Source organism: Bacillus sp. 1A (assembly GCF_052682215.1).
This window is the reverse complement of sequence record NZ_JBQYLZ010000001.1, coordinates 739312-764535: the sequence shown is the minus strand read 5'-3', so window position 1 is coordinate 764535 and position 25224 is coordinate 739312. Positions and strand designations below refer to the sequence as shown.

The window sequence follows — 25224 nt, the reverse complement described above, 5'->3', positions numbered from 1 at the left end:
TGTACTAAAGGAGGTGGATTAATTGTTAAACAAAAACTTTAATAACGCTTTTTGCGGAAAGAAAATTTTAATTACAGGACATACTGGTTTTAAAGGTTCTTGGTTATCCCTATGGTTGAAGGAATTAGGTGCCACTGTAATTGGATATTCATTGGATCCTAAAAATAAAAATGACAACTTTAATGTTACCAATCTTCAAAATGATATAATAGACATTCGCGGAGACATAAGAGATTTTAGTAAACTAAATAAAGTTTTTACAGATTATAATCCTGAAATTGTATTCCATTTAGTTGCACAACCGCTAGTTAAGTATTCCTATGAATATCCTAGAGAAACATACGAGGTAAACGTTCTAGGAACTATGAATGTACTAGAGGCAATTCGATTACATGAATCCGCTAAAATAGGAATTATGGTGACAAGTGACAAGTGCTATGAAAATAAAGAATGGCCTTGGGGTTATCGTGAAATTGATCCTATGGGCGGTCATGACATATATAGTTCAAGTAAGGGATGCTGTGAGCTTTTAATTTCTTCCTATCGAAATTCTTATTTTTCAGAAGAGAAATTTTCTCACCACAAGAAAATAATTGCAAGCGTTCGAGCTGGTAATGTAATTGGTGGTGGTGATTGGTCAATAGATAGGATTATTCCTGATTGTATACGAGCATTAGAATCGAATAAAAAGATTATTATTAGAAACCCTACTGCTATTAGACCCTGGCAACATGTACTAGAACCCTTAAACGGGTATTTACTCCTCACAGAAAAAATTATTAATAATGGTATTATTTTTTCAGGTGCATGGAACTTTGGGCCATCCCTAGACAATATTGTTCCAGTAGAAAAATTAGTGACGAGCTTACTAGATATTTGGGGTTGCGGGGATTGGACATCAGAAAATATGGGTCCAATGAATTTTCATGAAGCAAATTTACTAAACCTTGACATTAGTAAAGCAAAATTCAAGCTTAATTGGCAACCGAAGTGGTCCCTACAACAGACTTTAGAAAATACAATAGAATGGTATAAACATTATAATTCTTACACCAGTACAGAGATGCTAAATTTATGTGTTAACCAAATCAAACAATATTCCACGCTTTGAACTATTCCCCCTTACTCATACTCACTGCTTGTTTCTTAAGGTGGGAGTCTTCTTAGCTAAAGACACATTAACTTTTTTAGTCTAAATTGTGAACCTACTATACCTAGAATCATGTGACTGCCCATTAACAAAGATTTTATTTCTTCGTTTATTTCAAATCATTCATAGACATTATACTTAAGAATAAAGGAATCACATATTGTGCTAGTGATTCCTTGGTTCAGAGAGAATAATGCCTTACTTTAACGACAATACAGTATATGAACTTATTCATTTATTTGTTCTAGTTATGAAGAAAATCTTTTCCTATCAAAAAAGCTTATTTTAAAGAAAAACTTCCTATCTTCTTCGACTTATCCTATCAGAAAAGAAAATAAGGTGAAAATTCCGGTAATTACACTGAACTTTAACAAATTTATACCTATCCCCTTCTTATAGCTACTTCACCAAAGCTCTTGCTTATATATTGAGTCTCTCATTTACTTTCACCAATGGTAATAAATTCATGAAATGTTTATTCTGTAGACAAATAGCTTTAAGAACCATCTTTCCAGAACGATTAAAGGAGATTTTCTCTTTTATGCACGTTATCCCCTACCGGTCTTTAAATTTCCTTTAATCAACGAAAAGAACACGACCTTAAAATAGTGCACCTTCTTCTTAAGCTCACAAAATTCCCAAATATTAAAATTCTAAATGCTAATACTCGTTATATAATGAAATCAAGTCATAAGTAAGATAGTTTCCCTGTTACGAGTAATGAGATAGTCTGTCTCACCTTTTTACATTATCTAAAAAACTTGTAGGAATGCCTACAAGTTTTTTTACTTTCTTTATTCTCTTCTTAATTTATATACGCAAAGTTTATACATTTCTTGGTAATACATACTATAGTACCCAATGAATTAATTTAAAAATGAATACGTAATGAATCCGTTTTATGAAAAGGAAATTTCTTAAATTCTAGGTACATTCGACATGAATTGATTATTTTTTATGAATTTTATTGAAAAACATTGTAAAATACCTCCATTTTTCCTTCTATTTTGCTATGATAGTTACAATTTAATAGGACTATGATAATTCTATAGAATGGGGGAATATATAGTGAGTGTTTCTGTAAAGGACAATGAACAATTAACCTCTCTATTGAACGACTGGTATCGATCTATGCTATCTCAACAGGTTGTAAAAGCTACTAATCTAAAAAAGAAAATTGATGAAAAAATTAATAAGTTAAGCATTGAGTCAAATCAAGAACGTCAGGATCAAAATTTGTTACTATATTACTCATTACTTGAATTTCGTTACACAGTCTTAACAGATAGTCTCGGTATTCAACAAAATAGTTTTGATGCTATTAGTGATTATGATATGCCTACAGACCATTTTCTACGCTTCTATTATCACTTTTTCAAATCCATTCATTCTACTTTTATATCAAGTTTTACTGAGGCAGAGGAACATTATAAACTGGCAGAAAAGATATTAGTAGACATTCCAGATGAAATCGAACACGCTGAATTCTACTATAGAATTGCTACCTTTTATCACCATACCTATAACATGCTCGCTTCTATTGAGTACGCAAATAAATCGAGAGCAATCTTTTCAAAGTATGAAGGTTATGAAGTAAAAACAGCCTTTTGTAATAGTTTGCTAGGAGGTTGCTGTATCTATTTAAAGCAGTACGAACAAGCAGAAGAATATCTGCATTATGCAATTGAATTACTACAAAAGAATAAGGAAGAAGATTCCTTGTTATTCGTAAAAAGTACTTTGGGATGGCTGTATTCTGATCAAAGTATGTCTACGTTAGCTATTCGTCACCTTTCAGAAGTAACAGAGAAAATCCCTACACACTTTAAGGCTATCTTCCTACAAGCTAAGGAGCATTATAAATTAGGACAACAATCAGCAGCTAGCAAACTCATTGTTAAAGGATTACAAATCTGCAGAGGAATTCATAACGAAGAATACACACACCACTTCTCTATTTTAAAAAGATTAAATGAAAATATTCCACTGGAAGAATTAGAAAAAATAATTCAAAAAGGAATCTTATACTTTGAGGAAGAAGAATTATGGGAATATGTTGTCGAGTACGCTGAATTATTTGCCACAAAATGTAGACAATTAGAGAACCACCAAAAGGTAAGTGACTATTTCCATATTTGTTACCAAGCAAGACGAAAATCAATCGAAAAAGGAGTGTTAAAATAATGAAAAAAATCAACCTATTATTATCGGGGATTGCTTTTATTGGGGTTCTAACGGTGGGGATTTCTCAATTTTCTAAAGCGGATCAGTTTGCTACTCATGGACATTATCCCGCTCCCACATATAGTGTTGGTGATCATGATGGTGCACCACAACAAACTTAATGTAAGTGTATTTAAAGCCCCCTCCATTCGGAGGGGCTTTACATATCAAAATTTATCTCTCACGTATCACCCTGTACACGCTTAAGGAAGGCGAATCTTTTAGGAAAATCTGTTAAATAATAATGGAAACACTCTAGCTATTATAACTACCGACTCTACATATGCAATATTACCTTCCCCAAAGTTAATTATAGAGTATTTCCCAAAAAAAGACACTCTTGTAGTGTCTTTTTTATAATATTTTGATTTACTCTCATCTTACTTTTGTTAAACTCGGATATGTAATAATGCATATTTTTTAGATTGTATATTATGATATACTCTCATTGTGAGCTGATACATAATTTCTTTAGATTGGAAAACTAAAACCTCGTTTACCCAAATTTGGGGCGCCTTATGGCGTCTTTTTTTTTTGCTATTGAAGTAAAAAACAGGACCGTAATATCATTGTTAAAAAAAATTGTATACTTTAACAAGAATTCCGCCTACTAACCCTTATTTTTTGCGGCTATTTATTTGTTTCAACATAATAATTTTCCATCTCGTATATGCAATAAACAATGATAGCTAAACTCCAACTAACACCATAGTAATCATGTGTGTAGAAGTCATAACCTGCCTTAATACCTTTTTCCATTACAACTAACGTAAATCCTAACGCCACCCACTTGTTAATTTTCATCTTAATATACGTTATCGCTATAATTATTAAAAATAAAATATTTGTAAGGTAGTTTATCATTAGCTCATATTTTTGAATGTATACTGCCATTATACAAGCAACCATATTAGTCGCAATGCCCAAGGCAACCACGGCTCCCCAAATCCTGTCCAGAATTCCCACTCCTGATTCAGTCCCTTCCTTAATCACATTCTTTTCCTTAATTCGTTCCTACACCCTATTCAAGGTATGCTGTATTATCCTTGTCTGATGAATATCTACTTATCTTTTCATATAGAGCAAACAAAATTTCCACTCATAATTTTTTCTTTATTAGGCAAACTAGGTTTAAGCCGTTTGAACTAGTGGCTTCACTCTTCTGGTAATGGGGTAGCAATTTATAGTAATTGACTAACTCATTCAGTCTATTGGCACCGGCAGGCGACACAATTGTTGTCTGCCATTTTCATGTATACTTTTTCTGATTCCATTTCAAACCTTATGTTTGCTGTACTGCTTTTGAAAAGAACGGTATTTGATTTTTGAATAAGTAAAAAAAATACAGCTCAGTCCACTTTTGGTATAGGACTATTTCTTTTTACATATACTATTTTTGAGCCTTTTTACCAATACGTGTTCTATTGGTGTCTTGAATTCCTCCTAAAAAGGGCGGCAGATACGACTGCATGTCCTTTTTATTTATATTGCTGTTCTATATCCAATACAGCAATTGAAAACTAAAGATGCACTATTACATATTTTTTTCAGTTCAGATTATGTTAAAATTTCTTAAGTTGTTTATTTCATAGTTGAATTATGGTTTCATATCTAATTCAGCAATATGTGAGCTGTACCCCAAAAGAAAAGACACTCAAAAGGTGTCTTTTCTTCTTTTAATTTAAAAAACATCTTTCTTTTTCAGGAAGATCCAATTACCTCAATAACCTAAACCCCTTATTTAAAGAAAGTTTGATCACGATGCTCCAAAGTTTTCATCTATATCAACAGATAAACAGTTCACTTCCAAATCATATCTCCACCAATATATTTCTTAAAGATTTTCTGTCTTGTTCTTAATTTTGTCAAAATCCTCTTATAACTATACAAAAAATATATGCTATTATGTTTTTAAGAAACTATGCGTTCCCTTAACCCTGTATCCGACCCTGTATTTTTTTACAGGGTCTTTGTTTATTTTATTTACTTTCATTAGCTTATAAGAGTTAATACAAACCCCATTTCAATTAAAATCGTTTAAATGTTAGTTAGAATTTGAAATGATAAATCTATTAGCTTTTTTGACAATTATAATCTAATACTAGATTTCTAAATGTATACTACACTAAACATCAGTTAACACTATACACATAGTGCTAACTATATTAATTGAATATTAGTAATAGTAAGTATAAACATTATCAATTTACTATATCTTACATTTATGTAAAAATAGACGTATGTTAAGCTTTTTCAAAATCTTTCCCCTAATAAAGATTTGAAGTAGCATTTCATGATTCTCCTTACTATTAATATGCCTTGAAAAAGAACCCAATAGGGTTCTTTTTCTTCTCATTATATCCTACGTAATTACTTATTTAACATACAAAAAGGACTGACAATTACTTGCAGTCAGTCCTTTTTACACCTTAATATACACTTGTATTAAGTACTTAACTCTTTATTTAGCATGCATATGAACTAAACCAGTCATTATTATATATATAAAACACTTCAAAATTTAGAAATACACAATAACAAATCTTTCCCAACTTCCAGCTACATAACTATTAGCAGTTAATTCTCTACCACTATTTGCTGATATAAATCTACCATTACTTAACGCTTGTAATACATATATCCTATTGTCTCCACCATTATATAAAATAAATTTTTCCCATGCCCCAATTGATGTACGATCTGCTACTACTCTACCATTTGGCTCAAACGAAACGTACTTTCCATTACTTTTCGCTTTTAAAGCATACGTATATAATTCCCCAGTCGGAATTAATTCGAATTTCTCCCATTCATTAACTGCATTACGATTTGCTACTACATTTCCCGATGGCTCAGCAGAAACATATTGTAAATTTGCAGCTTGTATAGCAACAGTCCAGCTTCCATTAAATAGACTCACACCTTTTAGTGAACTTGCCTTTAATTGCTCGGCTGCCAATGCACCATTCGATGGGGTTATCATCATTATCATTAGAACCATTGGCACCACCATTAAAACTAACTTTTTAAAGATCCTATTACCATTTGCATGAATTATGAATCTCTTCATTCCCATTCCTCCCTTAATATATATCACTCATATACATCATACCAAATATGTAAAATATTGTAATACAAGAGAGTCTTTATCAACAAATACCTTATTATTCTGTTTCTTTTTTCTCAAATCTATAGCACCTAAACATCACTCAGTCCTCAAACATATTTTTAAAATTAATTTCACTTTATATTAAATAAAAGCCAAATAGCCGTTCATAATGAACGACTATTAAGCATCTAACTAAAAATCCGAATATTTTTCATGTTAATCTATTTTGTTTAATCCCGTTGAAGTAACTTGATAGATTCTTTTATTGCCTATATATTCTTGTTTATTATTCTCAAGGTTAGTAAGTGTAGCCCGAGTCTTTTCATTCACTGCTTCCCCTTCTATATGGGTAAACTCAATATAATCTCCCACTTTGACTGGCACAGTTTGGCTTTCAGCAGTTTGCTGTCTATTTCCCACTATTTCCTTATTGTACACAACACTACCGGATGAATTCTGTACTTTGATACTCGCATATGTATTATTAAAATAAGAATGTGGTACGCCTGCTTCTAAATTCACCTGTATTTTCTCTGTTACCCTATTATAATTTACTTTTGCAATTTTTCTATCACTATATCCTTTTAAAGACCAACTAAATTGATTTCCATCTAAAACCGTTGTTTCTGGCATTTTTTCTACTTTTTTCAAACCTTCTTTTGTAACTTCGTACATTGCTTTTTTTCCAAAGCTTTCTTGTTTACTATTATCTACATTTGTTAAAGTAGCTCTATGCACACCTTCTTGATGTGTTAACTCAATATAATCTCCTACTTTAACTGGAACTTTTTGCAATTCAGCATTTTGTTGTTTGTTTCCATAGATGTCTTTATTGTATACTACTTTGCCTGATGCATTTTGTACTTTAATACTCGCATATGTTTCATTAAAATAATGATGCGGTACGCCTGCTTTTAAGTCCACTTGCATTTCTTCTGTCGACTTATTAAAATTGATTTTGGCAAACTCGAAATCACTAATCCCTTTTAGTGACCAGCCAAATTGATTTCCATCTAAAATTGTTGCTTCTGGCATTTTTTCTACTTTCTTCAGGCCTTCTTTTGTAACTTCGTACATTGCTTTTTTTCCAAAGCTTTCTTGTTTACTGTTATCTACATTTGTTAAAGTAGCTCTATGCACACCTTCTTGATGTGTTAACTCAATATAATCTCCTACTTTAACTGGAACTTTTTGCGATTCAGCATTTTGTTGTTTGTTTCCATAAATGTCTTTATTGTATACTACTTTGCCTGATGCATTTTGTACTTTAATACTCGCATATGTTTCATTAAAATAATGATGCGGTACGCCTGCTTTTAAGTCCACTTGCATTTCTTCTGTCGACTTTATGAAATTGATTTTAGCAAACTCGAAATCACTAATCCCTTTCATTGACCATGCAAACTGGCTTCCTTCTAAAATATTATTTGCATTAGGCACATCTGGTTTAATCGGATTAGAATCCGTCCCCTTCCAAATCTCTGCTGTTAAAATCGGATATCCTAATGCAGCCACTTTTTGAATGGTATCATTGTTTGGACGTAATCCCCACTTCTCAAAGAAAGGCATCAAATTTTGTTTGGCTACTTTTGATGCTGAGATCATAAATAATTGTTTTTTATTTTCATCAGTTTGTGGAAGTTCATTAGAAGGCATATCTCTATACAATTGATGCAGTTTAGGATAGAAGTCTTCTCCATATGCTAATTGTAGTTGCCAAAGCATAACAAGCTTAACAAAAACATCACTAATTTCGTCATAATTTTTATTCGTTTGTTCTAGATATTGAAACGCTTTCAGATAAATTCCACTTTTCTCTAAATTGGATGGTTGATTAAACGCCTTTTCTACAGAAAGGCTGTAAATATTATTTTGTACTTCTGTCATATTATAAAACTTCCATGGTGATTGCTGTCTCAAATGCCCTGCCTCATGCCAAGGACCCCAACCATCTTTTATAAATTTATTAATATCTAACACGTATTGAATTGCATCTCCTACATATGCAGTTCGATAAGAAGTCGCATACATATAATAATCTGGTGAATGATTTTCTTCTACGTAATGAATATAATGCTTGTCAGCTTGTTCTTCGGATAATCCAGCTACTTTGTCTTGAATTCGGGTAGCTTCATCCATCTTTTTTAAGAGTTGTACAGGATCTGTATTAGAACCTAGCAAATATTTCTTAACACGTGCAGGGCTGGCCGTAATTAATACACGTTCTCCTTTTAGCTCCACTGCATGTGCATTTGGGTATTGGTTCAGCATGTCTATTAAATCTTGTTTTGTATGCTTGCCTAGTTCAAAGAGAGGAGTAGTCGTTCCACCAGTTGTGACTGTTGTTCGAATGGTACCACCTTGTTGTTTATTGTAAAAATAAATCATTCCTCCATTTGGAGATTGGATTGTGTTTATACCTGGTTTTAATGTAAATGATTTTATTTTAGAATCTTCTCTCCAAGAAGCATCATACGAATACGTTCCAATGTATGCTTGAATATTTTGATATCCTTCTACATTAATCGTTATTTGTTCATTTGGCTTTGCATATAAACCAGTCGGTTCATATGGACTAAATGCCATACTTTTTCTTTCCTGTTGTTTCAGTACCTCTACATCCCCTTTTCCTGGGACTGTATATGTCCTATTTTCTGATTTAACTGACTTTTCCTCCTGAAGTGATGTCGATATTTTATTTTGCTGCTGCGTTTCCTCTGCAATGATATTTGTTGTAGAAATCATTCCAGTTGCAAGCATAGTTACTGTAGCGGTGGCTGCAAGTATTTTTCTAGTTTTATGTTTTGAATTATTCCCCATATTATCTCCCTCATTTTTCCTTAATGCACTTAAGGATTTTTGTTTTTTTTATGTTTTTACACCCCAAGCTATTCATGATTCATGCTATCTATGTTGTATCTTTTAATCTATTTTTTCTCATAATAATCTCCTTTTCTTTATTTATCATTGTATACAAATACTATTTGATGACACATTAAATAACAACTTTACGATAAACTCATCAATAACAAACTATTATGTTTTGATTCAACACCCTTAACTTCCATCTAATTGTATAAATGTATTCATTTGGCGAAATAAGTAAATAAATTTCAACATTTAAAGCTTATAATCTAGCAAAAAATTCATAAAAGTTTTTTTAACTTCAAAGGTTTTAATAATTGCAACCACATTTATTTAAACTTCCTCAACTTTTTTCTAAGCTATTCTCTAAGAATTTTATTGTTTATTGTAAATAAACCAGGTTGCTACTCTATATGTAAAAGAAAGGCGGAATCTTTAATATGACTCCGCCTTTTTTGATATAAAAAGCATCTAATTCTATTTGAATTAGATGCTTACGCTTAGTTCTTAAACCAAGCATTTTAAACTACTTAAGCCCCTGTAAATCTTTTTTTATTACATCCCATAGTGGATTATCTTGACGTATCGGCTTACCCTCTTCGTCCCATTTTATTTTTCCTGTTCCCAATTCATAATTCATTCCCGTCCATGTGTCTTCACGGAATGCATAGAATGATTTATGCCAACCTTTTTGGTTGAAGATAGAAATAAGATCTTGCATGTATTGGGTAGCTCCTGGAACGGTACGGTTAATTCCAAACTCCTCTGCAATAATTCGATTAGATGGTACATGATTTTTCTTAGACCATTGTTGAATCGGTTTTAAAAATTTCTCTAACCCCTGTTTATTCCACATTACAGGTTTCTCTAAATCCCCTACTTTTACTAATCCAGGATATTGATATTCCTTGTTTTGTTTTTCAACTTGACTCGTTAATTCATATGGTTCATACATATGAAATGCGTAAAGTGTTTTTTTATCCTCTACTGGTTTTAAATATTTAAAGGCCCATGGAGTAGCATATAAACCTGAATCTAATATAACCGGTGTTTCTTGATCCACTTCTCGAATGGAATTGATCACCTTTTCATAAAATCTGTTTAAATCTGCTGTCGTTCCTTTTACTTTTGCATACCATTTCTCGTAATCTTCCGTCCAAAAATCATTATATCTATTATTTTTGGCTGTTTCTGGATGCGGTTCATTTATAATATTATAACCGACCACTGCAGGGTGATCTTTTAGCTCCAAAGCAAGGTCTTTCCAAAATTGACTTGCTTGTTCTTGATATTTCTCGTCTTCCCATATTCTGTCGTCATTCTTGTTATTATTAAATTGGCGCCACCGATCACCGGGCAATGATAACATTGTAAGAACAACTTTCATTCCCTGCGATTGTGCGGCATCTAAATCCGCTTTTAATTTTTCTAAATCCTCCTTTACTAATCCCTGATAGTTATCTGCATTACCTATCAGAAAATCCTTTCCAGAGGTATCTGGTTTATCATCAAATAAATAGTCTTTATCTTTTGCCCATTTATCAGGTGCTAAACGAACATATTCAATATTAGCTTCTTTTGCACTTTTATAGTTCTCAGGTAATGACGTACTATTCATGAAATTAGTACCCTTTCTTTTTGAATCCCAAAAACTAATTTTTGAATCGCTCTTGTAATAGGTATCAGCTCTTACATTCATTTCCTGTACTCCAAAATTCATCATGCCTAACAACGCAACAATTGGTAAAATTTTTTTCACAACTTTTCCTTCTTTCTCTTTATCTTTTACACACATAACATACCTTTGTTTTGTTACAGGAATATGGCAATTTTCCAAAAATACCTTTTATGTTTATAAAAAAGACAGAGATAATAGGAAGTTGCTTCATTTTCTAAAAAACAAAAAAGGAATCCTTTACGGATTCCTTTTTGACTTGCACTCTTTTTCAAATAGTGCATTTTTGCACCTACTTTTAATATACCTTACAATTCTTATAAAATAAATAAGATTAAATGATTTTTCTATATTTTCAAAAAACATCATACTCTCTTATAAATTTACAGATAAAACAGCGTATTATTAAAACTCATCTCTTGAACATTCCTTTAGTTGTTCCATAGCAATCTTTCGCGCATGCTCCTCACTATCTATCAAAGTCAATCCTTGTGATATATAACTCCAAAATTCATATCCACAATCCTCCATCCATCTATAAGCTTCTGTCGTATATAGCCCATCTTTTCTCCTAATGATTTGAACCTTATAGTTTTTACTTGGAGAAAAAAACTCTTGTATAACCTGCTCCATTTATGAAACACATCCTCCTTAAATCTATTATTTGAAATTATATTTTCACATAATCTCGTAATAGAAACCTCTTTTTACGATAAATTACTATCACTTTTTGAAAGGATAATATACCTTACATCCTCCCATCATTTTCTTCCTGTACTAACCAATATAAAATGATAAAAAAGATCAACTACCATTTAAAGTAGTTGATCTGCATGTGCAATCTCTATAAAAAATACATATTATATTTACTTACTACATTATAAGGTTTTTAACTGCTATCCTTAAACATACTATCTAGGATTCTATCCTAGAATCTGAACTTATATCTTAAATCCACCAATTAATTCTTGAAGTTCTTCGGCCATCTGTGCTAATTGTATTGCTGAAGAATTTATCTCTTCCATAGAAGCATGTTGCTCCTCAGATGAACCGGCTATCGTTTGCATACTTGAAGAATTCTCTTTCACAGCCATAGATATTTGATTAATTGATGTATCGACTTCCATTACATCACTTGTCATTTTATTTGATAATTCCACCATACCATGTACTTTTGACACGATATCATTTGCAGATTTTGAGATTTCATAAAAACTTTGTTTTGTATCATTCGCAACCTGAATCCCCGACTGCACTTCAACTCCTACTTCATTCATAGCTTTTACAGTTTCATGTACATCTGCTTGTATTTCAGTAATTAAATTTCCAATTTCCATTGAAGATTCGGATGATTGCTCTGCTAACTTCCTGACTTCATCGGCAACAATTGCAAATCCACGCCCTTGTTCTCCTGCTCTAGCCGCTTCAATCGCTGCATTCAATGCTAATAGATTTGTTTGTTCTGCAATATTTTGAATTGCTTCTAAGATACTTCCGATTTGCTGCGATTTTTTATCTAATAATTTAATTACATTATCGGATTGAGAAACAGAATGATGGATTGACTCCATTTGCGTTACAGTTTGTTCTACTAATTGTTCGCCCTCATTAGCTTTTTGTTTTGTATATAAGGATGAGGCCGATACTTCAGAAGCATTATCAGCTACGCATTGAATGTTACGCGTAACATCACCAATTAATTTCGCTCCAGACGCCACTTCATTATTTTGAACCTCTGCACTATTCGATATCTCTTCCATTTCTTTTGTAATTTGTTCTGTCGCAACACTTGCTTGCTCTACGCTAGCAGTTAGTTCCTCAGACGAAGCGGCCACATGTCCTGCAGATGTGTTAATTCGAGAAATTATATTACGTAACGACTCTGCCATTGTGTTAAAACTACTACCTAATTGACCAAATTCATCCTTGGAACGAATATCTATTTTCTCAGTTAAATCTCCCTGACTAATTCTTTGAGCTGAAATAACTAATTGTCTTAGTGGATTAATAATAGATTTAAGAATGAAGAAAATTACAATTCCACCTAACAACAATGAAGCCACAATTATAGTGAGCGTTTTATAAAAAATAGGATTGGTAGCTTCTTTAATTTCTTTAATAGGCATTACACCAGCTATTTTCCAACCTGTTTTTTTGTTTGTTTTAAAGCTTATGTTTCGATCCTCGCCATTAAGACTATAAGTAATTACTCCATCTTCTTTCTTGTATAGTTCATCTGCTAATGATTTCTCTAATTTCTCACCTGGCTTAAGTGTAGGATGAACAACGATAGTCTTATCTTGACTTACTATAGATACAAAGCCTTGTTTTCCTATTTTTATCATTTTAGAAGTTTTTACGATATCATCAATATTTAAGTCCACACCAATGACACCACTTTTATCAGCATTTTGCTTTGCAATTGCTATTACCATATTTCCTGTAGACTTTGATTTATAAGGAGACGAAACAATAATTTCTCCATTGGCTTTTACTGCATCCTTATACCAACTACTTTCTAACGAATTAAATCCTTCTGGTATTTTTCCAACAGGTGCTTGAATAAATTGATTATTACTGGATGTAGTATAAATTGTTTCTATCTCTGGATGTAACTGTATATATTGTTCAAATTTACTTTGTACATTTTGCAATTGGTCAGCATTATAATCACCTTGTTTAAGTATCTTTGCAAAATAAGTTACATCTACTTGTTTATTTTCTAATTCATCATCAACTATCTTATTTAAAATACTCACATTATCTTTCGCAGCTTGTAGAATTGTATCATTAAGATCTGTTTTCGACTCATTATAAGATGTTATTCCCACAATAAGACTTGGTATAATTAATATTGCAATAAATGCCATAGACAACTTCGTTTTAAGCTTCATTTGTTCCAATCTTTCTTTTATTTTAAACACTCTCTACTTCTCCCTTTCATTCTAACAACTGATATAGTTTATTTAATCGCTTGCTCCTTTATTTTTTCTACATTCATTTATGGTATCATTCAATATGAACTCACCGTTATATCCTTTTACATATATCTTATCATATAACAATTTAATTTTTACAAGCAGAGTTTTATCTATCCACCTTTCAAATATGTTATTTTCTATATTAAGCAATGTTAAGACTACAAATTATTCTAAATTACCTAGATGAAACATGGAATTCATTTAAATGCTGATTTTTGACTTTGATGGAATCACAAGTTTAATCTAGAACGATTCAAATTTAATGAAATCCTTACCATAATAAATTTTCTAAAACTTAACTAAGTGAATTTATTTTTGGTTAATTATACTTAATAGCCTTTTAAACACTCTAACCGCTTCATTTATTTATTTATTTATTTATTTATTTACTACAACCACTTTTGTATTATTGGATACTAAACCATAAATTCTAAATAGGAGAATAAAATAAATTGGAGAACTTCATTGTAACACGTGTCCAGAAGTTTTAAATATTAAAATTTAAAAATATTTTTTCATTATCTTCTCTTCATGAATTACTAATAATAGATTGCAGACTTTTTTGGACTAGTGTTTATATCAGGGTATTACTAAGAGTCAAATGAATAACAGCACCAATCAATATGTATTTTAATGATGATGTTCTTTATTTAACCCACCACTAAGTTATTTGTATATTCTATAGATATATCATTACTCTATCCCTATTAATAAAACAGGACACTTAGTCAGTAAAGAAAGTTATTCTATTACCTAATTTGTTAATTTTCGCTAGATTCTCTTTTGATATTTTCTTACTCTTTTTTTTATAAATATATAACTACGTTTTTCCCATATGTATACATTATAGATGCTTACTTTTCTTTAAACTGAAACTTACATTAGAATGTTTTTCTTTATTTCTCAATATTAAGACCCTAGGATTTTTATTAATTAATCATGTAATATACGAGCCAGAAGTAAATAAAAAGACTTACTCTGCGCTATTGAGGGAGAGCCTGAGGGCCATCTCAATATGTGGCTACATAGAGTCTCGCCACCAAAACTTGGATATTATACGCTAAAAGACAGTTCAGATTTAAAAGCCGATTTTCGCACGTTAAGGAATTTCCCTTCTTATGTTTCTAGCATATTCACACATCATTTTTTAAAAATACAGTTGAGATGAGTTCAAAAAAATAGAAAGACCTCATTCAAGCATACTTATCATGAATGAAATCTTTCCCTTATAAAAGTTATTTAATTTCCACCTTGAAAATGGTATATGTTAATTGATTTTAAATAATTAAGTCCAACTAGTTCTATTTCATTTAAATCTTTTTAACAAATTTAGATTTTAATTTCATAGCTCCAAAACCATCAATTTTACAGTCAATATCATGGTCGCCATCTACTAAACGTATACTTTTTACTTTTGTACCGATTTTCACAACCGATGAAGTTCCTTTTACTTTAAGATCTTTGATTACTGTTACAGAATCACCATCGTTTAAGACATTTCCATTAGCATCTTTAATAACCTTTGCATCTTCATTATTTTTAGTTTCTGATTCTAAAGTCCACTCATGAGCACATTCTGGGCAAACAAAAAGATTTCCATCTTCATAAGTGTATTCTGAATTACATTTTGGGCAATTTGGTAAATTGGACATATTTTTATTTCCTCCACACTTTATCATTCTAATAAGTATTTTTTAAAATTTCTGTTTACAACTTCATAAGAATAGCAATTATGAACTTTAATTTTGAAAAGTGGTTCTTATCTGTATCTCAAACACCTATTTTCATCCCATAGCTTTCAATTTCTTAATAATCATGTTCGGTGTCGCCCATTCTTCACGGTCAAAGTCAGAAATAGACACTTCGATGTTTAAACGGTCTTGAAATTCTACTAATAAAGATACTGTAGCAAAAGAATCTAGAATTCCTTCTTCAAATAATTGCACATCTGGGTTCTCTTTTACGATATCATTTTCACATACTTCTTCTAACACATTTAACACTTGATCTTTAAATTCAGACATTATTTTTTCTCCTCTATAACTATAATTTATATTAAACTTCTTCATAGACTTCTATTTTTTAACACATTATTTTTAAAAATCTATCCCATCATCATTACAAAATTATGCCTGGTCTTTGTATAATAGTTATTAAGGCATAACAGATAGTTGTTCCCCGGAACATATGTGATTACAAATCTGGTATTTGTTTCTTGTGGAAAAGGAATATATATAATCGATACCGTTTATATAATCCATTTTGCGTTTAAACGTAAGGAAAATATTCTCTTCTTGCTGTTCGATAATCATTTATTGGATGTATGAAAAACCTTCTTGTTCACACCCTGTAAAAATATGCTCCGCATTCGCCAAAGTAAACTTTCTCCTTCTCTATTTTTATAAAAGGATTAAAAGAGTGAATCAAACAAACTTTGTATGTGAAGTGAATTTTTTAAAAATCTAATGCATTTGTCTTATTCTTTATTGTATTCACTTCCTGGGATTGCTGAGAAAGCCCGGTACACTCATGAAATGCGAAATGCTTACATCCTATACATCTTTTTGTATTCAAATGTCCTAAAGCACAATTAATAGCTTCCCCGGTATGATCAAAAAAGTTTTCTTTCCCAATCTCAGCATACAATCCACTCTTATCTAGTGTTACTTTTAGTTCTGATTGAATTCCTGAAATAAGAAGTATGCCACCTTGTTTTTTAAAATGATGAACGATATTCCTAAAGTAAGACTCTCCTGTGGTATCAATAAAAGGAACTTTTCCCATACGCAAAATTAGAACTTTTGGTTTATAATTAATGGTCGTTAAAATATTTTGTTCAAAAGTTTGAGCAGCCCCAAAGAATAATGGCCCTTCTATTGTGTAAATACTAATTTGTGGGCAGTCATGAGCTTTGCTTACCACATGTGGTAACAATTTTTCATTCTTTTTTGTATGATCAGGAAGCACTTTTGTTATGACAAGCATATTACTCATACGTTTTGTAAACAAAATAATAGCTAAAATAAGACCAATTTCCACAGCTGTTGTTAAACTAGTAAATACAGTAAGTAAAAATGTTACCAATAATACAAGAGAGTCTCCAGTCTTCATTTTAAGTATGTGATAAAAATGTTTTTGTTCGCTCATATTCCAAGCTACCACCATTAAAATGGGAGCCATACTAGCAAGAGGAATATGTGAAGCATATGGAGCTAACAATAAGAGTGTAAATAACACAAATCCCCCATGAATAACACCCGACATCGGAGATACAGCTCCACTCTTAATATTAGTTGCTGTACGGGCAATTGCTCCAGTTGCAGGAATTCCACCAAATAATGGGGTTACAATATTAGCAACTCCCTGACCGATAAGCTCTTTGTTGCTGTTGTGTTTACTATTTGTCATACCATCTGCCACGACAGCAGATAAAAGAGATTCAATTCCACCGAGCATCGCAATAACAAATGCAGGACCAATTAACTGTTTTATACGTTCTAATGTGATTTCTGGTATATCAAACTGAGGAAGTGTATTTGGAATCGTACCATATGCTGTACCAATAGTAGGTACATGACCTGAGAAAAATACAGTTGCAATTACAGTTGAAATAACAACACCCACTAATGAACCGGGTACTTTTGGAAAAATCTTTGGTGTGATAAGTATAACAAAAAAGCAAATCAAAGCCGTTATAACACAATAAAAATTGGTAGTATTGATATGCATAAAGATTTCCTTCAGATTCGCTGAAAATTCCTCATGCTTTTTTATACCTGTTAGACCTAAGAAACTAGCAATTTGTCCCGTAAAGATAATAACAGCAATACCTGACGTAAAGCCAATTGTTACAGGGCGTGGGATAAACTTAATCAAAGATCCTAGTTTAAAAATTCCCATAAGGCATAAGATGATTCCGGCTAATAAACCAGCAAGCAGTAAATTTTCATACCCATAGGTAATTACAATTCCTAAAAGAATCGGAACAAAAGCACCTGTAGGCCCTCCAATTTGATACTTCGAACCACCAAATAGTGAAATGAGTATCCCAGCAATACATGTTGTATAAATTCCATACTCCGGCTTAACGCCAGAAGCTATAGCAAAGGACATAGCAAGTGGAATCGCTACAACTCCGACAATCATTCCAGAAAGAAGATCACTTTGAAAATGTCCCAATGAGTATCCTTCAAACCTTCCCGTAAATAACCCTCTCATTACAAACCCTTCTTTTCTATTTTTAATAAATCTTACTTCTTTTGAAAGAATATTTTTTTGATAAAATTGAGCTACAAGTGCGTTTCTCATACCCTTATACAGACAATTTTTAACTCTTTACACAAGAAAATCATCCTAATATTGGTTATATGTTTTACTTAAATGACGTTCTAATTTACCAATATCTCCTCCTTCTTGTATATAGGAATTTAATCTTTCTACTAAAAGTAAACTACCTCGACTATCTAAATTTTTCAGTTCAATAAACGATTTAATTTTCACATTATCTGGGGTGCAATCTCTACGAAACATTTGCCCCGGAATTCCATTCCAGAAACGATTCCATTCGTTCAGTAACCCTATTTGATCAAATAAAAAGCTTTGAATCCCACATAACCAAGCTGTACAAGCTGTATTTCTCTTTTGACATCCAACTCCATCCTGTAGATGCTGGCATGAAAAACAGCAAGAATGCCCACTTTTAATACAAACATTACAAACATGATGGGCTCCTATTGAGCTAAATACTTCAATCCCATGCTGAATGATATCTTCTTTTTTAACGTCAATGCTCAACCTATCCCTCCGTTACCATGGTTTCACTTTCTGTTTCATCTAGCTCTTCTAACATTGAAATTGTATCGATTAAATGGTTGTTAAAAATTTTACGTGCAACTACCAGTAAATCCACAATCATAGGGTCTCGTAGAGAATATAAAACTCGTTTTCCATCTTTAGTACCAACAACAATGTTTTTTGAACGAAGCACACTTAATTGTTGAGAAACAGCTGAACCTTCCTTGTTAAGGATAGTTTGAATTTCATTTACACTTCTTTCACCCTCTGACAATAGTTCTAGAATACCTATTCGTAATGGATGTGATAAGGCTTTAAAAAAATCAGCTTTAAATTGTTGCATTTCATTTCCCATAAAAACACCTACTTATTTTTGATTAAAAACACAAAAGTATCATATACATCTTCAAATGTTTGAATATGTATATGATACTTCCAGGACTTTAAATTTTCAATACAAATCATAAAATATTAAATAAGAAACAAAAAGCACAGAAAACATTTGCTACACTCTATTCGCAAAGAAACAGCATCAGATTCCATTGTCATGAGCAAAATGGACTCTTACTCCCGGCAAAACAGTCTTATACCAGCACTAAGGGACGCATTGAAAAACACTGTTTAACCTAGACTATATTTTTTCAAAACCTTACGCCAATAGATTCCACGAAGATTGAAATTATGAGTAGTTACAAATGCCTTAGCACACGTAATTTTTTTGGAAAATACGGGGATTTTCGAGAATGAGCACTACAAGACCAATTACAGCGTGCCAGTGCATTAAATTTAATTATCAATACAATCAGCATATGGAATACTGTGTATCTAACCAATGATTATTCAAATAAAAACTCCCTTATCATTAAACAGATACGGGAGTTTTTTTATCAATTTCACTTTCCTCATTGTATAAACTTTACTTTTCAGACACATCGCTCACATTTTAACGATTTTATACACCAAGCGATTCTCAAAAATAGCGTAATAATATTCATCCCACCATTCATTTCCATGGGGTATACACTTCTTGAAATAGCCTTCTCTCCTCATTCCAATTTTCTCCATCACTCGATATGATGGGGTATTTTCTGGCTGACATGTAGCTATAATTCTATGTAATTTCATTTCCTTAAACCCATATTTCAATGTAGCTTGTGCTGCTTCAGAAGCATATCCTTTATTATAATATTTAGGATTGAATATCCAACCGATCTCATAAGTATGATCACCAAAATATTTATGAAAAACAATATGACCAATCAGGATATTTTCATCTATTAGTATCACAGGAAAGTTCTTAGCATTTTCACCCATATTTTTATTTACAAAATTTCTTGTACCTTCTTCAGTAAAAACCCCTTCAGGTATGTATTTCATAACATTGCTATCTGATGTATACTCATGAACAGCTTCCCAATCCTTGAATTCAAATTTTCGTATTAGTAATCTTTCTGCTTCTATAAACATTTACTTTTCTCCCCTCAAAAAATCGTTACTTTATTTCAGATTCACATTTAATCCTTAAAAAAGAACTTGCAGGAATCTCTACAAGTTTTTTTATATGAGGTGAATATATGGGACAAACAAACTATCTTACCGATTCATCATAGAAACTACAGGGGTAGTACTTTGACAACTATATTATATAACAGATATTAACATCCGCAGATTTTATTTTTGAAAATTTTGTTAATTAAGAGCAAAATTATCTTTTTCCTTAACTATTCTAACTTCTATTCACTTAAATAAACTACTCAGTTTGATTTTTTAAAACTTCTTGAGAATGCGTAACAACAATTACACAATTAACTTCTTTATGCGCGAGTTCCTGGAACACTCAATAATTTTATTTGCTGTGGTTCATCAACAATAAATAAAACAACATAGCAAGATAGTGCCCTAGCAATTACTACACGTTGTCGGTATTTGCCACTTAATTGAATTAAATGAACGTTGCTGAGTATAAAGAATATGTTTACTTTTATTCTAAAAATTCTCTTCTTTAACGAGGTTTTTTTGATTAAGTGTCCATGATTCGGGGTACAGTTCATACTTCATTGTAAGGGCTTTTATTTTTTATAAAAATCCATCCTAGAAATGTTATAATTACTCCATTCCTTTTATATTCATAAGAAGAATTTAAAAAGATTAGAATATTTAAAGAGAGGAGGAAACTATTAATGTATACACAAGACAATTTTTATAAAAAATTAATTGAGGAACAAAGAATAGTAAATATTATCCTAATCAACGGAGTTAGAATACCTGGAATCATTATTGCCTTGGATAAATTTTCAGTGCTAATCTCCAGCAATGGAAAGCAACAATTCCTATATAAGCAAGCAATTTCAACGGTCGCTGTATAAAATACCGTAAATTTTGATGTTTCATTATTAATATTCTCCACTTTAAAATTAAATTTGAATTATATTATATTGTATGAAGCAATAAAAAAGGAATCCTTATTAAAAGGATCCACCCCAGGAAAATATAAAGAGATACATAAATAAAAAGAATTAAGTATATTATAATATAAAAACAAGTAATTAGATTGAATATTCTAAGGGTTAAACATAAAATGAGTATGAGTCGAATAGCAACTCATCTCTAACCCTTGTATGAAAAAGAGATCGAGTATCATGATCTCTTTTTCATACGTAATTTTAGCCTGTGCATACAGGCTCTTTTTATTTGATAGAAAAGAAAAATGTTCGCTATACTAAATGCGCACAAATATATGCAAAATCACAAATAAAAAAGGGTAGCCTGGCATAGCTGCCCTTTTTTTATGTTTATTCCCGTAACCTACTATTTAGTTTAAGTTATTTATAAACCTAGCACACTAACAATCTGGCATGCTTTGGAATTTACAATATGATAGTACATCTCTAACCCTCTTCTTTCCGAGCGAAGAATCTTCCCACGCATCTTAGATAGATGCTGAGATACGGTTGATTGAGGCACTTCTAATAGCTCTGTTAACTGTGTTACATTACAAACTTTACGACGTTCCAGTTCTTTCACGATTTGTAATCTAACTGGATGAGCCATAATCTTTAATAATTCCACATCCGCTTCTGGAATTTTGCACATTTCATTACTTACTTGTATTGTTGTCATTTTTTTCTCCTTTTTCATTTCATTTTTGTTTTTATTATCAATTTATGAGCATTTTTAGTTTGTTTAAATATATATTTCACAATCACTTTGTTGCTCGATTTTTTGTCTCTCTATCAGATTTAATATATAAAAGCATTATGATGGCTAAAAATCCAACAAAAGATAGCATAGGTATCGAGATGAAACCAAATAAATTCAAGTAATCTTCTGTACAAGAAACGCCTACTGAACATACCTTTATTTCACTTGTAGGAAATGCCTGAATTGTGATTTGATAAACGGCTAGTATTAAACCAATACATGCAAATGGAAATGCATATGTACTTACGTTGGAATCTTTTCTATACATTCCTATACCCAATATTAATACTAATGGATACATGGCCATCCTTTGATACCAGCATAAATCACATGGAGGTAGTTTCATCCATTCACTAAAAACCAAACTTATGAGCATTGCACTTGTAGCTATCATCCAAGCAATTGCAATGTGATACTTTCGAATAATTGACATCTTATATTCGCCTCACCTGTCTTATTAGAATGCAAAACGTTCGCTAATATATGACTGGTTTATTTCCGTGTTTGGAGTACCCTGTTTTAATAGACAGTATCCAATCGTTAATATCTTCCCAGACATAACCTTCTCTTTTAATTCTAAAGGGAAAAGATTCTTAAAGTCATCACATGTTTTATACATGGTTTCTAATGCTTTTTCTAACGATTGTTAAAAAGAATCGGGTAATAAAAACTAGTAAATCGTACTTTGCTAATTTAATAAATGTCCCGTTTTTTTGCTTTGAAAATACAAAAAAATACTCATCATTACAATATTTATTACACCAGCTGCAGCACCAATTTTGGAGATAACATACACATATTCATTACTACTAAATGGAAATAGACTCGCGAAAATAAATAAAATTGAAATAATAAAGGATAAGATCATATTTCTTTTGTTCTCATTCATTTATGAAACCCCCATTTTTGTAGAGTATTTGTATTACAACTATTAAGTGTGTATGGAGTACTAAGCCGCATCATTACGGTTATAATGATGTTTCCTTTCATCTACAAAATCTTTTATGTTCCACACACCAATCTTTGATGCTTTCGCTTTCTAGCATTTGTGGCAGCAGCGAAGTGTTAGGTTTTGATATATAAGCTATAATGCCATATCCTAATTTGACCATTAATTCGTTTATATGTATCCCTTCACAAAATACATATGCCAATTTCCTACCATATTTGTCCTCTTTTGGTCCACAATCATAGACTAATGTTACACTTTTTCCTTTTAATTGTTTCTTTAGAAATGAAGATGCTTCTTTTCCCATCTTTTGTGGTGGGATTTTTTGAGATACAGACTCAGGGGTATCCACTAAGGGCAATCTTACCGTCTGTTTCTGCCCATTAATGCTCACGTCTATTGTATCACCATCCTTTATATGCACTACCTTCCCTTTAACTGTTTCTAAGCCATTTAATTTATCATTATAAGCTTCTGTAATATCAACAATACCTTCCCCTTTTACGTGCTGTTGTACTCCCTTTTGTACTGTTTGGGCAGGTTTCGAACCATTTACTTGTATCGAACTGTTGCATGCTGTCATTTGAAGAACTAATGACGTAATACAAATAACCTTAATCCAAGATTTCATAATGTATTATCCTCCAAATAAGCGTTTCTCTCTACTTAATAAACAAATGGACTATATATTGAATTGACCGCTCGATAGTTACAACAAATACAACACTGAATCCAATTCGGATAATCATTAAAAACAGGTTTAAATAAGTGCTTTTCGCATGCTAGACATTTCAATACCATGCCTCTCTTATTCTTTTTTTTGCGTATACACTTTTATAAATAGCACACGACACTTATCTCCCCTTTTGATTCCAAAGTTTTAAAACAAATAAAAAAGGACACACCTATAGCATATGTATGCGTAGGTGTGTCCTTTTGCAAGATAGATTTAGAAGAATTTTGTTACTTTCATCATATCATATTTCTTATTAATTTTATATACAGAATTTAAGATTTTATTACATTATTTCTTCTTATCTAAATAGTATATTGAGAAACTTATTTAATCACCTTTTTACTTTACGTGATATTCGTTCAACTACTCGGGTATACCGAGTATATTTTTGTAAATAATAAGGTCGTTAAATGTTGAATCGAGGAGGATTTGTATGCAAGATCATAAAAAAGCTATAAAAATCCCTGGTTCTGTTATGAAACCAGATTTTGCTGAAACTGATGCGCAAAAAGTAAAACAAGAAATTCAAAATGATGTAAGAGCGGGACAAGGAGCAATGACTTCCCGAGAGGCAGGGGCAATGCGAGACTAAGAAAACACTCCTTATTGGTTTTTTCTTCTCTAGAAATGTAACCAGTAAGGAGTTATTCCAGAACTATTTTAGATTTTTACATTTATCATTTAGAAACATACTACGTTTCCCTAGTAAATCATAGGTTAATTTTATATCAAATTTTTTCGATTAAATCTCTTTTTTCAAACTAAGATTATTTTCTTTTAGATAACTTATTGCATCTTTGTTCACCGATCGTAAATCTATACCTTGTTTTTCTGCTGCAAATGAACATCCACAATAACATTGACGGAAAACATCATATTCATTACACATTTCAATTGAGCGTTGATATCCATTACTTTTTTTGAAATCACTTGGTAAATAACGTGAATCATAATTTTGTTGCACACCGATCCCAAGTTCATTTATTAATTGACTATTTTTATTTTTAGAAAGAGTAATTGCACTGCCGAAGTAATCAAATCCCCTTTCCTGTGCTACCTCAGCTGAACGATCCAATCTCATATCAAAACAAGCTGAACAACGAAGCCCGCCTTCTGGCTCTTCTGCCAAACCTTCCTCTTTTACCATTTTAAAAAATACATTTGAACGATATTTATCCTCAATAAATTCTACTGTGTGCCCTGTACGATCATTAAACTTGTCTACAAAAATCTTTTGTTCATTAGAGCGTCGCATGTATTCACTTTTTGGGTGGATATTTGAATTTGAAAAAAAGATTGTGACATCTGCATGTTCTGCAAGAAATTCCAATGAAGAAGTACTACAAGGAGCACAACACGAATGAAGTAACACTTTTGGTCTTTCATTTCTTACTTCCCAATCTTTTATCATTTTTCTTAATACTTTGTCATAATTTATTTTCTGATTCTTCATTTTTTGTAAATACGTTTCAACATCTAACACTTCTTTCACAACTAAACCTCCTATTTATTTTTATTTATCTATTTTATCATTTGAATCT

The 25224-nt window shown here is 31.7% G+C and carries 21 protein-coding genes and 3 pseudogenes; 6 read left to right on the top strand and 18 right to left on the bottom strand.

Features of this window, described 5'->3' with window-relative positions; translation table 11 throughout:
* Positions 1 to 22 precede the first annotated feature (22 nt).
* From rfbG to ACUN0F_RS03915, 3 genes are all read left to right on the top strand, one after another.
* Positions 23 to 1111: a CDP-glucose 4,6-dehydratase gene (gene rfbG / locus ACUN0F_RS03925; RefSeq protein ID WP_445539144.1), complete on the top strand. Its 1089-nt coding sequence runs from the start codon at positions 23 to 25 to the stop codon at positions 1109 to 1111.
* 1107 nt (positions 1112 to 2218) lie between these two features.
* Positions 2219 to 3334 (top strand): response regulator aspartate phosphatase, encoded by a 1116-nt coding sequence (locus ACUN0F_RS03920; protein ID WP_327960770.1) that lies wholly within the window; start codon positions 2219 to 2221, stop codon positions 3332 to 3334.
* Positions 3334 to 3495 carry a hypothetical protein gene (locus ACUN0F_RS03915; protein ID WP_445539143.1) on the top strand — a complete coding sequence of 54 codons (162 nt, stop codon included), beginning with the start codon at positions 3334 to 3336 and terminating at the stop codon, positions 3493 to 3495. Before ACUN0F_RS03920 ends, ACUN0F_RS03915 begins: the two co-directional genes overlap by 1 nt.
* 508 nt (positions 3496 to 4003) lie before the next feature.
* Here ACUN0F_RS03915 and ACUN0F_RS03910 read toward each other — a convergent pair.
* The 12 genes and pseudogenes from ACUN0F_RS03910 to ACUN0F_RS03855 form a co-directional block, all read right to left on the bottom strand.
* Positions 4004 to 4339 carry a hypothetical protein gene (locus tag ACUN0F_RS03910; RefSeq protein ID WP_131935178.1) on the bottom strand — a complete coding sequence of 112 codons (336 nt, stop codon included), beginning with the start codon at positions 4337 to 4339 and terminating at the stop codon, positions 4004 to 4006.
* Positions 4340 to 5894: 1555 nt separating this feature from the next.
* Positions 5895 to 6443 carry a fascin domain-containing protein gene (locus tag ACUN0F_RS03905; RefSeq protein WP_131934613.1) on the bottom strand — a complete coding sequence of 183 codons (549 nt, stop codon included), beginning with the start codon at positions 6441 to 6443 and terminating at the stop codon, positions 5895 to 5897.
* A 255-nt stretch (positions 6444 to 6698) separates the two neighbouring features.
* A complete protein-coding gene (locus ACUN0F_RS03900) occupies positions 6699 to 9302 on the bottom strand; it encodes a putative mucin/carbohydrate-binding domain-containing protein (RefSeq protein WP_445539142.1) in 2604 nt (867 codons plus the stop codon).
* 571 nt (positions 9303 to 9873) lie between these two features.
* Complete coding sequence (locus ACUN0F_RS03895; protein ID WP_445540797.1) at positions 9874 to 11142, bottom strand: glycoside hydrolase family 5 protein; 1269 nt, start codon at positions 11140 to 11142, stop codon at positions 9874 to 9876.
* A 285-nt stretch (positions 11143 to 11427) separates the two neighbouring features.
* On the bottom strand, positions 11428 to 11655 hold the full coding sequence (locus ACUN0F_RS03890) for a hypothetical protein (protein ID WP_087985478.1): 228 nt from the start codon (positions 11653 to 11655) through the stop codon (positions 11428 to 11430).
* Positions 11656 to 11963: 308 nt separating this feature from the next.
* The gene (locus ACUN0F_RS03885; protein ID WP_445539141.1) at positions 11964 to 13946 is read right to left on the bottom strand and encodes a methyl-accepting chemotaxis protein; all 1983 of its coding nucleotides are present in this window, start codon (positions 13944 to 13946) and stop codon (positions 11964 to 11966) included.
* 1367 nt (positions 13947 to 15313) lie between these two features.
* Positions 15314 to 15655 carry a zinc ribbon domain-containing protein YjdM gene (locus ACUN0F_RS03880; protein ID WP_445539140.1) on the bottom strand — a complete coding sequence of 114 codons (342 nt, stop codon included), beginning with the start codon at positions 15653 to 15655 and terminating at the stop codon, positions 15314 to 15316.
* 132 nt (positions 15656 to 15787) lie between these two features.
* Positions 15788 to 16027 carry a D-alanine--poly(phosphoribitol) ligase subunit DltC gene (gene dltC / locus ACUN0F_RS03875; protein ID WP_131934607.1) on the bottom strand — a complete coding sequence of 80 codons (240 nt, stop codon included), beginning with the start codon at positions 16025 to 16027 and terminating at the stop codon, positions 15788 to 15790.
* An 80-nt stretch (positions 16028 to 16107) separates the two neighbouring features.
* A pseudogene (locus ACUN0F_RS03870) lies at positions 16108 to 16378 on the bottom strand (hypothetical protein).
* A 79-nt stretch (positions 16379 to 16457) separates the two neighbouring features.
* Entirely contained in the window at positions 16458 to 18221 is a 1764-nt protein-coding gene (locus ACUN0F_RS03865) for a SulP family inorganic anion transporter (protein ID WP_327988515.1), read from the bottom strand.
* A 135-nt stretch (positions 18222 to 18356) separates the two neighbouring features.
* On the bottom strand, positions 18357 to 18797 hold the full coding sequence (locus ACUN0F_RS03860) for a DNA mismatch repair protein (protein ID WP_131934605.1): 441 nt from the start codon (positions 18795 to 18797) through the stop codon (positions 18357 to 18359).
* 1 nt (position 18798) lies between these two features.
* Positions 18799 to 19152: an ArsR/SmtB family transcription factor gene (locus tag ACUN0F_RS03855; RefSeq protein ID WP_016090018.1), complete on the bottom strand. Its 354-nt coding sequence runs from the start codon at positions 19150 to 19152 to the stop codon at positions 18799 to 18801.
* Positions 19153 to 19505: 353 nt separating this feature from the next.
* Between ACUN0F_RS03855 and ACUN0F_RS03850 the strand changes: the two are divergent.
* Positions 19506 to 19628, top strand: a pseudogene (locus ACUN0F_RS03850) (Tn3 family transposase); the annotation flags it as partial.
* 105 nt (positions 19629 to 19733) lie between these two features.
* On the opposite strand, the gene ACUN0F_RS03845 reads toward ACUN0F_RS03850, so the two are convergent.
* On the bottom strand, positions 19734 to 20264 hold the full coding sequence (locus tag ACUN0F_RS03845) for a GNAT family N-acetyltransferase (protein ID WP_131934603.1): 531 nt from the start codon (positions 20262 to 20264) through the stop codon (positions 19734 to 19736).
* 713 nt (positions 20265 to 20977) lie between these two features.
* Here ACUN0F_RS03845 and hfq point away from each other — a divergent pair.
* A complete protein-coding gene (hfq, locus tag ACUN0F_RS03840) occupies positions 20978 to 21163 on the top strand; it encodes an RNA chaperone Hfq (protein ID WP_445539139.1) in 186 nt (61 codons plus the stop codon).
* 460 nt (positions 21164 to 21623) lie between these two features.
* Here hfq and ACUN0F_RS03835 read toward each other — a convergent pair whose 3' ends face one another.
* The 4 genes and pseudogenes from ACUN0F_RS03835 to ACUN0F_RS03820 all read right to left on the bottom strand — a co-directional run bounded on the left by ACUN0F_RS03835 (position 21624) and on the right by ACUN0F_RS03820 (position 23578).
* A complete protein-coding gene (locus tag ACUN0F_RS03835; RefSeq protein WP_131934601.1) occupies positions 21624 to 21917 on the bottom strand; it encodes an ArsR/SmtB family transcription factor in 294 nt (97 codons plus the stop codon).
* Between the two features lie 82 nt (positions 21918 to 21999).
* Entirely contained in the window at positions 22000 to 22431 is a 432-nt protein-coding gene (locus tag ACUN0F_RS03830; RefSeq protein ID WP_131934600.1) for a disulfide oxidoreductase, read from the bottom strand.
* Positions 22432 to 22686: 255 nt separating this feature from the next.
* A complete protein-coding gene (locus ACUN0F_RS03825; RefSeq protein ID WP_445539138.1) occupies positions 22687 to 22887 on the bottom strand; it encodes a hypothetical protein in 201 nt (66 codons plus the stop codon).
* Between the two features lie 60 nt (positions 22888 to 22947).
* Positions 22948 to 23578: pseudogene (locus ACUN0F_RS03820) on the bottom strand (thermonuclease family protein).
* A gap of 538 nt (positions 23579 to 24116) precedes the next feature.
* On the opposite strand from ACUN0F_RS03820, the gene ACUN0F_RS03815 reads away from it, so the two are divergent.
* The gene (locus ACUN0F_RS03815) at positions 24117 to 24275 is read left to right on the top strand and encodes a hypothetical protein (RefSeq protein ID WP_165915441.1); all 159 of its coding nucleotides are present in this window, start codon (positions 24117 to 24119) and stop codon (positions 24273 to 24275) included.
* 150 nt (positions 24276 to 24425) lie between these two features.
* Here the strand turns inward: ACUN0F_RS03815 and ACUN0F_RS03810 are convergent, their stop codons facing one another.
* Positions 24426 to 25166, bottom strand: a complete 741-nt coding sequence (locus ACUN0F_RS03810; RefSeq protein WP_445540796.1) for an epoxyqueuosine reductase QueH — start codon at positions 25164 to 25166, stop codon at positions 24426 to 24428.
* Positions 25167 to 25224 lie beyond the last annotated feature (58 nt).